Raw genomic sequence first — 16,084 nt, 5'->3', positions numbered from 1 at the left:
GTGTATGCGGCAACCGGTTCTTCTGCTGGCACCACCTCCAGCGCCCCGATTACTTCTGCCAGTTCTTCCAGCAGAAGTGCAACATCGGTTAGCTCATCGAGCAGAAGTGCTACCTCCGTAAGCTCAGGCAGTTCAAGCAGTGTTACCTTCCTCGGTAATGCCACCACCGGCGGAAATATTTTCAAGACCAAAGGTTGTGCAGGTTGCCACGAGGATCCGGATAGCGATGGCGTGTTTGAAGGCTTCGCGTTTAACGTGAATTCCTTTACCTATCCCACAAGATTCGCGGTCAATAACTACACTGACGCCAATGTTGCAGGACTGGCCACATTCATTAGCCAACAAATGCTTCCACGTGTGGGCGGTTGCACCGATGCTAACTGTGCGGACCATTTGGCAGCTTACCTCTGGTCACTTAAGGGCCGCACACAAACCGGCGCAGTAGCTTGTGATACAACATCACCCGTTAAATACGGTATGCGTTCGGTGAAACTGCTGACTTCTTTCGAATACCACAACTCGTTGCAGGCATTGTTTAACAGAACACTGCCAGCCAACTTTGCCTCGAAAGAGTTGGCTAACGCCGACAAAACTGTTGCCAACTTGCCAAACCACACGACGGAGCCAGTATCTGAAGCGCGCTTGTTGTCTTACAAGAAAAACGCTGAAGATATCGCTAGCTGGGCAATTGCCAACAATGCAGTGACGCTGAACAACTGTGGTGATACCACCTCGGCAAACTGTGCAACCAGCTTCATCGACAACTTCGCCTACCTGGCCTTCCGTCGTCCATTAACTAACGACGAGAAAACCGAGTACAGCGCAATTGTTCGTAATGGCTCAACTGGCTTGCGCTGGGCGATTCAAACCGTATTGATGTCACCGCAATTCCTGTACCGCACCGAGCTGGGTATTCCGGTTAGTCAGGCGCGTTCACAATCTTGGGGTAATGGTTCAGTGTTCCAAAGCGCAGATGGTACTGCTTACGCGTTAGATCCTTACGAGTTTGCATCTGCACTGGCCTATATGTACACCGGCAGTGCACCTGACCGTACCCTGTTGAGCGCAGCAGCCAATGGTTCACTTGAAAACGCCACGTCACTCGGACAACAAATCGATCGCTTGCTAGATTCAGATCTGGGTAAAGCCCAAATTGGCCGCTTCGCTGGCTTGTGGTTCCGCACAGACAGCGTGGTTGATATGAGCCGTACCGGTGGCGCCAACTTCAATCAAGCAGTAAAAGATTCGATGGCGCAGGAGATCCGCGAAATTTACAAATACGCGTTCTACAACAACCTGCCGTTCACCGACATCTACACCGGCGATTACACCGTCCTCAACAGCACCTTGTCGCAGTACTACGGTGTAACCGGCGGTGGTACGAGCGCAACGGATTGGCGGATGGTGAACACTGCCAACTCCAAACGCGGCGGTGTATTGGCTTCTGGCGCATTCATGACAGTGAATGCCCATGCAGGCCGCACCTCGCCAATTAAACGTGCTGTGCATGTGCGTCAGGATATGCTGTGTCAGAACATCCCTCTGCCAACCTCGTTCGAGGACAACACCGGGCTGCGTGACAAAGCTGCTGCCGACGCTCAAAAAGCGCTGGAAGCCGGCAACCTGACCACGACCCAGTTCTACGATATGCAAACCGCCGTACCGGGAACACCGTGTGCCCAATGCCATAACGCGATTATCAACCCACTGTTTGCAGTGGATGATTTCGACCACTTGGGTATGCCTCGCGCGCTGAGCAACGGCAAAGTTGTACAGAAAGCACTGGACCTCAACGGCAACGAAGCGCGCACAAATCTGGTTGAGGTGCCGATGGTTAACAACGGTGGCCGCCTGTTTGGCGCTAACGGTGTAGGAACTGTGGGCTTCAACGAAGTGAACAACGAAAAAGATACTGGCTCACCCGGCATCGCATTCAACGGTTCAAAAGACTTGGGCAAAGTGATGGTGGCTAACAGCCTGCCAGGTATCAATGCGTGTCTGATCCAAAAATCGTTCCGCTACGCGACAGGTTATTCGCTCAGCAGACAATTCCAGGACGACACTCAGGAACCAGCCCTATCAACCCAACAGCAAGGCCAACTGGCTTGCGTATCCGATGCGCTCAAAACCAGGCTCACCGCAAGCAATGGGAATCCGCGCGCCATGCTGAAAGAGTTGGGTATGTCTAACGTGATTCGTTTCCGCCGCTAAGGCCTGAATGGTGGGGGCAACCCCACCATTCAGCGAGACAACCAAAAACAGAATTCTAAATCCAAGAGGTTTGGTTATGAAAAAGATTGATAGCAAATTTCGTCATATGCCCGAAGAGGATGCCCTTGAGGCGATGGAGCATCAGAAAAAGCTCGAAGAAGGTCCTGCAGCACTTAATGCATACTTAAAAGACGATTATTACAGCGGCAACAAACAAATACGCGAAGACTTTGTTCGACAAGATCGCCGCCGCTTCCTTGACCTGATTGGTAAGTCCGGCATTGCAGCTGGTTTACTGAAAGGCTCTGCTTTAGTGGGCGGCATTTTGGCAAATCGCCATGCACTCGCGCAGAATGACATCAATAAACGCGTCGTATTCTGTTACCTGAATAGTGGTGCAGCAGCCGGCCAGTGGATGCCAACCAGCGCAAGCCAGATGAATCAGATAACTCGCCCCTACGGCCCGCAAGGTTATGCGGTTTCTGATATCTGTCACTTCCGCCAAGTTGATGTAATCACCTCTGGTCATGCGACTGCACTTAACTCATTAGGAGTTACAGATTACAACTCGCCCACGATGGATAAACGTATTGCATCCGTGCTCGGTAGTACGACCCCACGTTCGTCTATCTATTTAGGTGCAAAAGCAACCACCAACGGCACCCTATGTAGCAATATCGGCCCTTGCCAGGACAACCCGACCCAGGCATTGGCAAGTATTTTCAACGGTACTGGTGGCGGTGGTGGAACAACACCCGATACTACCTATGCACTTTCTTATGATGCTCAATTGCGTGCGCTTGACTCCATCAAGAGCAAACTCAGCACCCAAGAATATGCGCGCTATCAGGAGCACATTGATTCATTGAAGAAAATCAAAACCAATACCGCCAACGAAAATAGTGGCGGTGGTGGCACCACAACCAACTGCGGCAGCACCATCACACCGAGTATGGCCAACATGCAGGCGACCGGCAAATCACAAGCCGACATTATTGTCGCAGCGCTTGCCTGTGGTATTACAAAAGTGGCGACACTGCAGTTAGGCAACCACCAAGGTGACTGGACTGGGCATAACACGACTTGGAGCCAGGATGCCCATCAGGCATGTCACGGCGCACCTAACAATAGTGCGTTTGTCGAAATGTGGCGCTACCTGAACGATGTACCCGCTTACCTGATTGATAAATTGCGCAAAACATCCGGCCCGGATGGTCAACCACTCATCAATTCCACCGTGGTTGTCCAAGTCACTTGTATGGGTAACGGTATGGATCATACCTCGGGTAATGGCCCATTTATCGTCGCCACTCAAATGCCTGGTTTTGCAAGTGGATTCTCTGCTCGCTCAGGCGGCAATGTGTATGACCTAAATGGAGCTATTCCCAAGGGTATGGGTCTGACCGGCATCAACCTCGGCAGCAGCACTCTGGGTCTCGTGTAACGCTCTTTGTTTGACAAGCTGTGAACAAACGCCTTCTACTGCCATGCTGTAGAAGGCGTTTTGTTTTTCAAAAAACTATTTAGCAATTGCCCAACCAACACTTTTCAAGCCTGACTCTGGTAAAGACCGAATGAATAATAACAAGCAATATCCTGAGCATCTTATTGCAGCACTCCGATGCCCAAACTGCGGTAGCAGCGCACAGCAGGGATTTCAATTCAACGCTCTCCAATGCACTCACTGCGCAACCAATTACTTTTCATTGGGCGAGGTACCCTGTTTATTTCCTGCCGGGATCCATCAGAAACTGATCTGGCAACATCAAACAGCCAACCTGCAGTACATGGCGCAACAAGGCCTCGCGGCTTTGCATGAATCCCTGTCGCGCTACGATTTAACTGATACAACTCGCCAGCGGCTTACCGAGATACAAACAGCGAGTCAGGTTAATCTCGACACCATTCTTTCGCTCATGCAAAAACACGGCATCAATCCAATCCCGGATGAGCAATTAAGCCAAATGAACCCCGGTGATTTGAGTGAATATTTTGATTTGCTATTACGCGACTGGGCATGGGACTCAACCACAAATCCAAATCCGGAAAATACCGCCGCATTCGAACGGACTTTGGCTGACATTGAAAAGCTACCGCAAAAACCGGCACGCATATTAGTGCTCGGTGCAGGCGCCGGTCGATTGAGTTGGGATCTGCATGTCCGCTTGCAACCGGAATATACCTTGGCGTTAGATGCAAATCCGCTTGTACTGGCAGCTGCCGATGAGCTGGTGCATCAACGCCAGACAATTGCGATTGGTGAATTCAAAAATTTTCCACAAATTGGATTTCAGCACGCACACTGTTGGCAATTGGAGCCACCACACGATACTGACAATGCGCGCTCAACCTGGTTTCCATTGGGCGCCAATGTATGGCAGCTGCCTTTTGCGCGCGACAGTTTTGATTTGATTATTACCCCGTGGTTTATCGATGTTAACGGCGGAGATGTCAGGGATTTAATCGCCATTATTTATGAAAACCTTGCTCCGGGAGGGCATTGGTTAAATTCAGGTCCCTTGTTATTCACCCGTCATTTGCCGGTGCAATTAAAATACACGGCGACAGAAATCAAAGAATTTTTGTCACTCGCTGGATTTACATTAATTGAAGAATCTATCACCAATACAGATTACCTGCGCTCGCCATTGGAGGCGCGCTTTCGCCAGGAACAGGTTTGGACTTTTCGAGCCGCAAAACCCGAAGCGCGACAGGAAGCACCAATTATCGCAGGTGCACTAACAGCCTGGTTGGTGATGCATCATCTGCCCATCCCGAAAAACAATTATTCCAGCAAGGATTCGCACCCATTGATCGATGCGATATTGTCGCTCGTCGATGGCAATCGCTCGATCAATGATATTTGTTACGAAGTGGGCCCGCATCTTCCGCAAGATATTCCAGTAAAAGATGTAGTTGTCACTTTATTCGGGCAAATACTTTCCGAATAATCCAACAACATATTATCCAACAAAAATAGGCGGCGCATATTGCAACATTAAAAGAGAAAAATACGACAAATTGCGGCAATAAACTCATCATTTTTATTGCCGTTGTCGTTCAGAAATCCAGTAGCAAACAATGAATTTCACGCGCCGATTTTTTATAGATGAGAAATAAAAATACAGGCAATTAAATATCAAGACATAAGTGATAATTTTTGTAAACTGCAACCTGACACAAAAATGCCCTGATATAGAAGAATAATAAAATCCCTAAAAAACAAGGCATTTTTTCATTAAAGCTATCTGCTTCGCCAAAAACCACATTGAATATTTTCTTTCTATCGACTAGTTTTTTTAAGAGAATACCAAGCGCTAACTTATCGCATAACTCACCTTATTTTTATCTATGCAATAAATTCGCATTTAAAAACAACAATAAATTTGTCTGTCACCCTCCCAATGACAGCGGCACTATCTTAAATTGCCTCCATAGCGGTTTATCACACGTATCGATTTGTCAGTGACCCAGATTGCTAACAAGCTGCGTGTTTATCCTATTTTCATCGCAATGACATCCTTTAGAAATAATTCTTGGGATTTCGTTTGATGCGAAATGGTAGCGCAATCATTTTGATATAAATAAAAAGGTCAACCGTAACAACCGTGCCGAAGTGATTCGGTATTTACTTTCGAGGAAGAAACTATGAGTAGCTTCAACGCTTCTGCAATAACCCCTCGCCTGGCAGGTGCTAAAAACCGCACCATCTATGCATTATGGGGTTTTCTAACACTATCGGTGTTATCCACCCAAGCCCATGCAGGTTGCCAATATCTGGTAACCAATCAGTGGGGCAACGGGTTTTCCGCCACCATAAAAATAACCAACTCAGGTGCTAGCGCTATCAACGGCTGGGATATTAATTGGCGCTATAGCGGCGACAATCGTATCACCAGCAGTTACAACACTACCCTCACGGGCAGCAACCCCTACAACGCCAAAAACCTCAGTTGGAATAGCACCATCCAACCCAACCAGACAGTAGAGTTTGGTGTACAGGGGACAAAGGGAGCGGCAGCCGCTGAAGTACCTGTTATCAATGGCGCGGCTTGTGCGACACCAATGTCTTCTTCAGCGGCTTCATCATCGCGAGCGAGTAGCTCGGCAATTTCATCCTCAGTTGTTTCATCATCGTCAATTGCTCCCAGCTCAAGCAGCAATTCCAGCTCTTCAGCAGTTAATACGGCAACATGGAGTCTGGATAGCAGCGCGTCTTACCTGAACTTTGTCACTACCAAAAACACCCACAATGTTGAAGTGCACAACTTCACCCGCATTAGCGGTGCAATCAGTGCGACGGGTGTTGCCACTTTGGCGATCGACCTCAGCAGTGTGAACACCAATATTGCCCTGCGCGATGAACGCATGCGCGATCTGCTCTTTCAGATCACCAGCTTCCCAACCGCCACCGCCACACTCAATTTGCCAAATGGATTGCTCACCGGCCTTGCTGTGGGTGACACCAGTGAAATCCAGCTCACCGCGAGCCTCGACCTGCATGGTGTGACCTCCCCGGTCGCAACCAAAGTGTCGGTGCAGCGGCTGTCTGCCACCCGCATCCTCGTTCAAAACCTCTCGCCTATTGTGGTGAATGCGCCGGATTACGCGCTCGCAGCCGGCGTAGAGGCATTGCGCGCTGCAGTCGGTATCGCTTCGATTAGCTCGGCGGTACCCGTGGATTTCACCCTCGTCTATGACGCCCGTTAATCGGACTGGAGAACAATCGAGATGAAAAAATTATTGAAACTGTCGATGCTTTCCCTGGGGCTGATAGCCTCCGGCAGCACATTCGCACAGGGTGCCTGTAGTGTGAATTACACCACTACCAATTCCTGGGCTAATGGCGGCCAGCAGGATCTGGTTATCACCAATACCAGCGCAGCCAAAACCAGTTGGCAACTTTGCTGGACATTTAACGGCAACGAAGTAATTAACAATCTGTGGAACGGCAATTACACCGCAAGTGGTAAAAATGTGTGTGTAAAAAATGCGGGATACAACGGCAACTTGCCCGCCAATGGCACTGTCGCTTTTGGTTTTACCCACACCAATGCCCCGGGCGCCAAACCCACCAGCTTCACTCTCAACGGTGTTGCCTGTGGCGGCACCGCCAGCAGCAGTGCACCTAGCAGCATGCCAACCACAAGTAGCAGCCGGAGCAGCAGCAGTGGCTTCACTACCAGTCGCAGTACCAGCAGCAGTAGCCTTCCCGCAAACGCCGCTCGCTGGTTGCTAAACGACAGCAAATCGGTGCTCAACTTTGTATCGGTCAAAAATACCGATGTCGCGGAGACTTTCACCTTTGGCCAACTGCAAGGCACTGTTTCAAGCGGCGGCCAAGCAACCCTGAGTATCCCGCTCGCCAGTATTTTGACCGGGGTAGCTATCCGCGATACACGCATGCAGAGCATGTTGTTTGAATCCAACTACCTGCCCAACCTGCACGTCACTACCCAGTTGGATCTCGCCGCGCTTGATGCCATGGCTGCAGGTAGCACCAGCACCCTGAGCCTCAGCGGCAGCTTGATCCTGCACGGTGTGATCAAGCCACTAACGTTTGATGCCCTGGTGATCAAGCATTCCAACAGCAGCGTTAGCTTCTCACCGCGCAAGCCGATCGTGATCAACGCCACTGATTTCGATTTGAATGCCGGCATTGAATTACTGCGTCTAACCGCAGGTGCCACCAGCATCGGTGAGAAAGTCCCGGTCTACTTCAAGGTGTTTTTGACCAAAGACAATCCCACCAACTTACCTGCGATTAGCCTTGCACCAGTGCCCAACACACCATTGAATTTAATGGGTAGTGTCAGCCAAGTCAGCGGCAATGCCACTCTTAACTGGGCCGATACCAACAGCAACGAAACCGGCTTTTTGGTACGTCGCAAAGGACTGGATGGTCGTTGGACAACCAAAGCCAATCTTGGCGCCAACTTCTCAACCTACGTAGATAGCCTGCTCAACACAGGCGGCGGTTTCACTTACAAGATCATTAGTTACTCCGGCAGCATTCCGTCGCTCCCCAGCAATGAAGTCACTTTGGGGCTCAACGGTATTGACTCATCGGCTTCCAGCCAGAGCTCAGTTAGCAGTTCAGTAATCAGCTCCTCCAGCAGCGTTGCTTACATTGGCGATGCCGCACGCGGCAAAATACATTGGGAAGACGCAGAGATCGGTTGTAAGTTCTGCCATGCCGTGAACCCCGATGGCACCGCCGGCTCAAGCCTGAGCAAGATCGACCCGAGAAACCTGCGCTTTACTACAGCACTGGGGATGGCGAAATACATTGAAGAAAATATGCCCAAAGGCAATGTGGGAGTCTGCACCGGCCAATGCGCGGCAGATACAGCGGCCTATTTCCAATCCTTGATGCCAATAACCGTGTCGTCATCAATGAGTTCAAGCAGTCGCCTGTCATCAAGTAGTTCGTCATTAAGCAGCTCCGCCAGCTCGAAAAGCTCCGGCAGTTCCAGCAGCGCACCAGTGTTGAATGGCGCCCAGCTTTACGTAGATAAAGGTTGTGCCAACTGCCATGGCGCACGCGGCGACAACCCAATGCGCCCGATTGTGCTTGACCGCTGGACCCGCTCAACCTTGATCAGCAAGATCGATGCGACTATGCCCTTGGGCAACCCCACCGCCTGTGTTGGCGATTGCGCGACAGCTATTGCGGATTACATTCTCAGTTGGAAACCGATTGTGAGCTGTAATGCCGACGAGGATGTGTTGCCACGCCGCCTACGCCTGCTGACCAACCGCGAATACGCCAATACCATCAATGATTTGTTGAATATCAGCACTGGCGCCGCTATCGCTGCCAGCTTTGAGCCTGACACTGAAGTAAAAGGGTTCGATAACAATGCTGAAGCCAGCAAGATCAACAATGGCCGTATGGATGCTTACTGGAACGCGGCAAAACAAGTCTCTGAAACCGTCAGCCTAACCAACCTGATGACTTGTTCCACCGGAACTGCCCGCGACCAATGTGCCAATACCTTTGTGCCTGCATTTGGTAAAAAAGCATTCCGTCGTCCGCTAGTAGCGGCTGAGCAAACATCCTATAGCAACCTGTTTCGCTTGGGCGCGAGTAACGAAGCGGGCGCACGGCTGGTTATCCAATCGATGCTGTCGTCGCCCAACTTCCTCTATCGCGCTGAAATTGGCAGCGTTGTGAGTGGTACAAGCAACCTGACAGCTTACGAAACCGCCAACCTGCTCTCTTACACTTTCACCGGTTCTATGCCGGATGCAACCCTGTTTACCGAAGCCGACAACAATCGCCTGACGACGCCAGTACAACTGCGTACCCAAGCCGAGCGCTTGCTGGGCACGACCAAAGCGGCCAGCCAGTTCAGCCACTTTGGTCTGCAATGGTTGCATGTGGATGATGTCGCCAACCTGCAGCGCGATAAGACCCTGTATCCACAATTTACCCAGGCGATTGGCACGGCGATGAAGACTGAGCTGGAAACCTTCCTGAACGAGCTGTTCCTGAAGCCCGGCTACAAAATGGCAGATGTGTTCAACCCCGGCTTTACCTTCGTGAATGGCACACTCGCCAGTTATTACGGCATGACTGGTGTCACCGGCACCAACTTCCAGAAAATCAACACCAATAGCCAACGCGGCGGTGTACTGGCGATGGGGGCGGTCACGGCAACACTGGCAACAGTCACTGGTTCACATCCAATCCATCGCGGTCTGTTAGTGCGCCGTAATCTGCTCTGTCAGGAATTTGCGCCGCCACCACCAAACGTGGGCGAAGTCGAACCGCTGAACCCCAACAAGCCGACACGCGAGCGCTTTGCGGCGCATACCAACAATCCGAACTGCCAATCATGTCACCAGTACATCGACGATATTGGTTTCGGTTTTGAAAACTATGATGCCGTGGGCCGTTTCCGCACCACCGAGGGCAACAACATTGCCATCAATGCGAGCGGCACTATTTCCGGTTTGGCGGTGATGACTGAGTCGGACAACTACTCGTTTACCGACTTGCGCGGTCTGTCCACTGTGCTCGCCACAGCCGGCGCTGAACCCACCTCAAAATGCCTGACCAAGCAGTACCACCGCTTTGCCACCGGCATTTCCGAACCGAATGAATGTGCGGTTAACGCGAGTTATTCACGCTGGCAGAACAAGTCTACGGATCTGCGCGACATGATGCTCGAAACCGTTACCTCACCCACCTTCCTGACCCGCAAATAGGAGTCATCATGAAAAGACGTTCATTACTCAAAGCCATTGCGGCCGGTTCTTTAGCGATGACCCCCTTGGCAACCATGTTGGCGCGCTCAGCGATGGCGGCCGAAGTACAGCGGATCCGCACGCTCTTTATCTACCACCCCAACGGCTGTGTGCCCGATGTATTCTTTCCGCGCGCCGGTGCACTCGCCAACGCCAGCTTTCCAGCAATGACTTCCCCCTTGCAAGCCGTTGCCAACCAGTTGGTCTTTCTGGATGGCATAGGCTACGAAGGCCAAGCCAATACCCACGAAGGTGGAGCGCTCAAATGCCTGACCGGCGTAGCCAGTTCGTCGGCGGGCGCCTCATCCATTGAGGTGCAAATGGGTCGGGAGGATTGGGCCAACCGCGCCAGCTCCGGTATCACCCGCCCCTCAGTACAAATGGGAGTCGGCACCAAATGGGGCAGCGATACCAGCAAACGCATCAGCTACGACAACGGTACCAGCCTGCATCCTGTCGATGACCCGCGCATTTTGTATCCGCAGTTATTTGGCGGGACTAATAACGGTGTCGATGCCAACCAGATACAGGTGTTGGCGCGCGCGCGCGAAGACCTTAACCGCTTGAGCACCCAGTTGGGTAGTATCGAGCGAGAGCGTCTGGATCAGCATGTCGCCGCATTGGATGTATTGGAGCAGCGCCTGAACAGTGCTTCCATGGGGGGATGCCTGGACGTCAGCACCAGCATCAAGCCGCGCGTTGATGCGATTGTCGGTGGTGAGGAACAAGCGCTTTGGGCAACCCAGGTGCTGGCGAATATCTCCGCCATCCAGCAAGACATTGCAGTCGCCACGCTCTCCTGCGGTATCACCCGCAGCATGGCGTTTATGTACGGTGTTCCCGTATCGCCGATTGTGGTACCCGGTACTGGTACCGGCGACCACGACTTGTCGCATCAGGACGCTGCCGCGCATACCACCAGCAAGGTGTGGTGGATGGGGCAAATCCGTCAGTTCATTCAAAAATTGGCGGCCACGCCCGACGTCAACGGCAGCTTGCTGGATAACACCATCATCTGCACCGTTTCCGACCTCGGCCACGGCAACTACCACAACCATCACCGCATCCCCATGTTCCTCGCGGGCGGTAAAAATGCGGGGTTGATTACGGGACGCTCGGTGGATTTGCGCCCGCTCGGTGAAGTCAACAAACGTTGGGGTGACCAAACCAGTACCCAAGGTGGCGTCAACCACACCAACGTGCTGATGACCATTGCCGAGAAAGCAGGCTACCGCAACGTCGTCATGCCGACTGCGAATGGCCGCATCAACAACGTGTGGGTAAATGGAACTGGTTTGTAACGAATGATTTTTTAAGAATGATGGCCTTCGGCGCCCCGCCGAAGGCCCCGCTTGGAGTCCGGAACAAGGATGTACCGGTTTTTTATTGGCTGAAAACCCTTCTAACCTCATCCGCAATAATCTGCGCGCCCTGCTCTACTACGCTTGCATCCTGACAATAAGTCACACGAATGCATTCGCGAGAATGTTGCCACTCACCCGCCAAACCGGGGAAAAAATGATGGCCGGATACCACTAAAACGCCACGCGCTTTTAACCGTTGATAAAGTTCTTCGCTGCTAATGGGTAAATTTTTAAACCAGAGCCACAGAAAAATCGCGCCTTCCGGTTTGTGGATAAAACACGGCAGATCGCCGAGATATTTTTTAAAAGTCGCCACGGCGTGCTCCATACGCGCGCGATAAAAAGGCGCGACGACTTCGCGGCTCAATTGCAGAATTTTTCCATCCGCCAATAAATGCCGCGCGAGAGCGGGGCCGAAATTTCCAGTCGCTAAACTTAAAATCGTATTGGCTTTGGCGAAGGCGTTAATCACATCGGGGTTGGCGATAACAATGCCCGTGCGTGCACCGGGCAAACCCAACTTGGAAAGGCTGAGCACGAGAATGGTGTTCTCATTCCAATGGGGTTGCGCATCGGCAAATAGAATATTCGGGAATGGAGTTCCATAAGCGCCATCGACAATAAACGGGACTTGATGCGCGCGCGCCAGTTCATCCAGTTTTACTAATTCTTCGTCGCTAATCACGTTACCGGTGGGATTAGTGGGGCGCGACACGCAGAGCGCGCCTGTCTCACTGGTAATCTTGAGCTGTGAAAAATCGACGTGATATTTAAAAAAACCGTCGGGCAGCATTTCAATGCTCGGGCGCGTTGATGTAAAAAAATCCGCGCTGATTCCCAAATCGTTATACCCCAAATACTCCGGTGTGAGCGGCAATTGGATACGCTTTTTTGAGCCGTCGGCATAATCGCCTGCGAACAAATTAAACAATACAAAAAATGCGGATTGGCTGCCATTGGCGAGCGCGATATTCGCACGCGAAATCGGCCATTGATATTCGTTGTGCAGTAAATTGGCAATGGCGTCGAGCAATTCGGCATCACCCTGCGGCGGCTGGTAAACCCCTAAAAGTTGATGGGTTTCATGTGGATTAGTGAGCGTTGCGCGCAGTGCATCTTCAAACACTTGCTCCATTTCTGGAATGCGCGCCGGGTTGCCGCCCCCCATAAAAATCATATCGGGATTTACGCGCAGCGCCTCACCCAAATCATCCATTAACGTGACTATGCCAGCATCAGTGCAGAGTTTTTGGCCGAAGCGCGAGAATTGCATAAACAGGAACCAGAATGATTAAACCGCTAGTGAGAGCGAAGCAATCTAGCGGGTCAGGCGGAAAAACACTAGCGGGATTAAATCAGGCCAAATTTTTTCAGGGTTGTAGCCAATTTTTCCGGGTTAACCGGCTTCTGGATAAAATCAATCGCGCCCAACTGGGTGACGCGAGCGTGGGCAGTTGGTTGGATATCGCCGGAGATAACGATAATCATCGCATCAAGCCCTTCCGCCTTTACCGTCTCCAGTACCTGATAGCCATCCATTTCCGGCATGGTCAGGTCGAGAAAGACCATCTCGCCCTTGCCCTCGCGAATAGCCTGTAATCCTTCGGCACCATTGGTAGCAAAGGTGATCTCGACATCCCAGCCTTCAGGTAGTGAGCGCGCGACTTGCTTGCGCGCCATCATGGAGTCATCACAAATCAGTAGAGGTGTCGCCATGGGGTAAACGGTTCTTTTAATTGGTGAATAATGAGTGACATAACGACTGACACACAGCGGCGCCCATATGCAAAGCACCTAATCCGGTCGATCTCTGGAGAGTATAGTCAGGGATTTTTGTCCGCAGCGAGTTTTTTATCCAGCTTTGCGTTTTATCAATCCCTAGTCAGTCAGACGTGTAGCCGCCACGGACGTTTGTTGCTCAAAAAGAGCGGCAACGCTAACACCCAATAACTGTTCCCGTGTGTTATCAACTCCACTCAATATTCGGAAGGCATCTGCGCCCCAGGGTACGTGAGACAAACAAGCCGTATCCTGTGGCAACTGGCGTGGCAAGGCCAGAATGTCGCTCAACTGTTGCAACGTCAGCAAATTAAGATTCTGGCTGATCAGATAATGTCCTTGGTAATTGGCCGTAATGACATGGCTTTTTACCAGCGCATCGCGGATCCGTAACCACTGCTCTGCGGCAAGCCCCTGGTGCAAGAGTTCGCGTTCCGGTACGGCAACGCCTTTCTCCGAGGCACGATAACATCGCCACAAAATCATTAAACTGGCAAACAGATCCGGGTAGTTGCGGTCGCGCAACACTATTTGATGTGCACCAATGGTATGGACAAATACAGCACCGCCCAAAATCACCGTCCAAATCAGGTTCACCCACAGCAGGAACAGCGGTAAAGCGGCAAAGGCACCGTAAACGAGAGTGAACGACGAGTGGCCAACAATCCACCCAAAAGCGGCTTTTAATCCCTGAAAACCAAGGGTGGTAAAAAAGCCACCGATTATGGCGTGCCGCACCGATACCTTGCAGTTGGGCACAGCGACAAACAACAACGTAAATGCCGCCCAGGTGAGCACCCAGGGAGCTAGCTGGAATACCCATTCAAATACGCCGAGGCTGTCGTAAGTTCCAACCAACAAACGAAATGAGGCAAGATAAGTGCTTATACCCAGCGCCGCGCCAAGCAACAAAGGCCCCAAACTCAATATCGCCCAGTAGAGTAAAAAGTTGGCGACGCCACGCCGACCGCGCGGCACACCCCAGATACCATTAAAGTTTTGCTCGATATCTTTGAGCATCAAATAGGCGGATACGAGCAAAAACAGCAGACCAAAGGCGGTCAAATTGCGCGCCTGAGCGGAAAAGTCTTTTAGGTACTTACCCAAATCCTGTTCACTGTTGGGTAAAAAATGCTGGAACAACATCGACTGAAGTTGGTCGCCGAGGTTTTGAAACGCGGGGATAATGGAGAACATCGAAAAGGTCACCGTCATCATTGGCACTGTGGCGAAGAGGGTGACGTAGGTAAGCGAGGCGGCACTTTTTTGGCAGGATTTGGCCTGATACTGGTGCACCATCAACCAAAAAAAACCGACTAACCAACGATATCTTTTGTGTAAAAGCTCAATCAGAGATGGCGACAGCGGCATAACGTGAAATCCTTAAACCAAGTCAGGGCGCAGCCGCTATAATCTGCCGCGCCATCGTAAATAGACGTTATCAAGAGACAATTATGGTCACACTTTATCACAACCCGCGCTGCTCAAAATCGCGCGAGGCGCTGAACCTGTTGCGTGAACAAGGGCAAGAACCCGAGGTGATCCTGTATTTGGAAACACCGCCCAACGCCAAAACATTGAAAGCACTGCTAGTTAAATTAGGAATTAGTGCGCGCGACTTGTTGCGCAAGGGTGAGGATGCGTATAAAGAGCTGAACCTCGCCGATGAAAAACTCAGCGAAGCCGCCTTGATTAAGGCGATGGTAGAAAACCCTAAATTGATTGAGCGGCCAATTGCAATTAATGGCGATAAAGCAGTGATCGGTCGTCCGCCGGAAAACGTTTTGCAAATCATCGCGTAAGTTAATCGCTGCTAGTTAGCAGCGATTAACACCCAGACATTTGACTAAAGATACTTTTATGACGCCTTATATTTTAGTTTTGTATTACAGCCGCAGCGGTTCCACACTCGAAATGGCAAAACAGATTGCGCGCGGTGTTGAACAAGTGAGTGGTATGGAAGCGCGCTTGCGCACTGTACCGGCAGTATCGACAACCATCGAAGCAATTGAACCCGCCATTCCCGACAGCGGCGCAATTTATTGCAGCGAAGCCGATTTAAAAAATTGTAGTGGCTTGATCCTCGGCAGCCCTACCCGCTTTGGCAATATGGCGGCACCGATGAAATATTTTCTCGATGGTACCAGCGGCCTTTGGTTAAATGGCGATTTAATTAACAAACCCGCCGCCGTATTTACCTCGACATCAACATTGCATGGCGGACAAGAATCCACCCTGCTATCGATGATGCTACCGCTCTTGCACCAAGGCATGGTGATTGCCGGCATTCCCTACAGCGAAGCTGGCATCAGCACAACCACCACTGGCGGCACACCTTACGGTGCATCGCATCTCGCCAGCGGCGATACCCCCACCAAACTCAGCAGCGAAGAAATTGCGCTCTGCCAAGCGCTGGGCAAACGCGTCGCGACCCTAGCACTGAAACTTTCGAATTGAAACTCTCGCATTAAAACGAC

Annotated in this window: 11 protein-coding genes; 8 read left to right on the top strand and 3 right to left on the bottom strand. The window is 51.3% G+C overall.

Going from position 1 to position 16,084, the window contains the following annotated elements:
- The 6 genes from J2X05_RS15400 to J2X05_RS15375 form a co-directional block, all read left to right on the top strand.
- The coding region (locus J2X05_RS15400; protein ID WP_310074002.1) for a DUF1592 domain-containing protein at nt 1-2,211 on the top strand (2,211 nt) is incomplete at its 5' end.
- A gap of 76 nt (nt 2,212-2,287) precedes the next feature.
- A complete protein-coding gene (locus J2X05_RS15395) occupies nt 2,288-3,655 on the top strand; it encodes a DUF1552 domain-containing protein (RefSeq protein ID WP_310074001.1) in 1,368 nt (455 codons plus the stop codon).
- Nucleotides 3,656-3,998: 343 nt separating this feature from the next.
- Nucleotides 3,999-5,162: a class I SAM-dependent methyltransferase gene (locus tag J2X05_RS15390; RefSeq protein WP_310073999.1), complete on the top strand. Its 1,164-nt coding sequence runs from the start codon at nt 3,999-4,001 to the stop codon at nt 5,160-5,162.
- Nucleotides 5,163-5,859: 697 nt separating this feature from the next.
- Entirely contained in the window at nt 5,860-6,921 is a 1,062-nt protein-coding gene (locus tag J2X05_RS15385; protein WP_310073997.1) for a cellulose binding domain-containing protein, read from the top strand.
- A 21-nt stretch (nt 6,922-6,942) separates the two neighbouring features.
- Nucleotides 6,943-10,425, top strand: a complete 3,483-nt coding sequence (locus J2X05_RS15380) for a DUF1592 domain-containing protein (RefSeq protein WP_310073995.1) — start codon at nt 6,943-6,945, stop codon at nt 10,423-10,425.
- A gap of 8 nt (nt 10,426-10,433) precedes the next feature.
- The gene (locus tag J2X05_RS15375; RefSeq protein WP_310073993.1) at nt 10,434-11,765 is read left to right on the top strand and encodes a DUF1552 domain-containing protein; all 1,332 of its coding nucleotides are present in this window, start codon (nt 10,434-10,436) and stop codon (nt 11,763-11,765) included.
- A gap of 82 nt (nt 11,766-11,847) precedes the next feature.
- Here the strand turns inward: J2X05_RS15375 and J2X05_RS15370 are convergent, their stop codons facing one another.
- The 3 genes from J2X05_RS15370 to J2X05_RS15360 all read right to left on the bottom strand — a co-directional run bounded on the left by J2X05_RS15370 (nt 11,848) and on the right by J2X05_RS15360 (nt 14,978).
- A complete protein-coding gene (locus J2X05_RS15370; protein WP_310073991.1) occupies nt 11,848-13,101 on the bottom strand; it encodes a valine--pyruvate transaminase in 1,254 nt (417 codons plus the stop codon).
- Nucleotides 13,102-13,178: 77 nt separating this feature from the next.
- Entirely contained in the window at nt 13,179-13,544 is a 366-nt protein-coding gene (locus J2X05_RS15365; protein ID WP_310073989.1) for a response regulator, read from the bottom strand.
- A 162-nt stretch (nt 13,545-13,706) separates the two neighbouring features.
- Entirely contained in the window at nt 13,707-14,978 is a 1,272-nt protein-coding gene (locus J2X05_RS15360) for a YihY family inner membrane protein (RefSeq protein WP_310073987.1), read from the bottom strand.
- Nucleotides 14,979-15,061: 83 nt separating this feature from the next.
- Here J2X05_RS15360 and arsC point away from each other — a divergent pair, with 83 nt between their 5' ends.
- Together arsC and wrbA are read left to right on the top strand one after the other, a co-directional pair.
- Entirely contained in the window at nt 15,062-15,409 is a 348-nt protein-coding gene (gene arsC / locus J2X05_RS15355) for an arsenate reductase (glutaredoxin) (protein WP_310073986.1), read from the top strand.
- A 58-nt stretch (nt 15,410-15,467) separates the two neighbouring features.
- Nucleotides 15,468-16,064 carry an NAD(P)H:quinone oxidoreductase gene (wrbA, locus tag J2X05_RS15350; protein WP_310073984.1) on the top strand — a complete coding sequence of 199 codons (597 nt, stop codon included), beginning with the start codon at nt 15,468-15,470 and terminating at the stop codon, nt 16,062-16,064.
- The last annotated feature ends 20 nt before the right edge of the window (nt 16,065-16,084 follow it).

Source organism: Cellvibrio fibrivorans (assembly GCF_031457055.1).
GTDB lineage: Bacteria > Pseudomonadota > Gammaproteobacteria > Pseudomonadales > Cellvibrionaceae > Cellvibrio > Cellvibrio fibrivorans.
The sequence above is the reverse complement of the archived record's forward strand: the minus strand, read 5'-3'. Positions and strand labels throughout refer to the sequence as shown.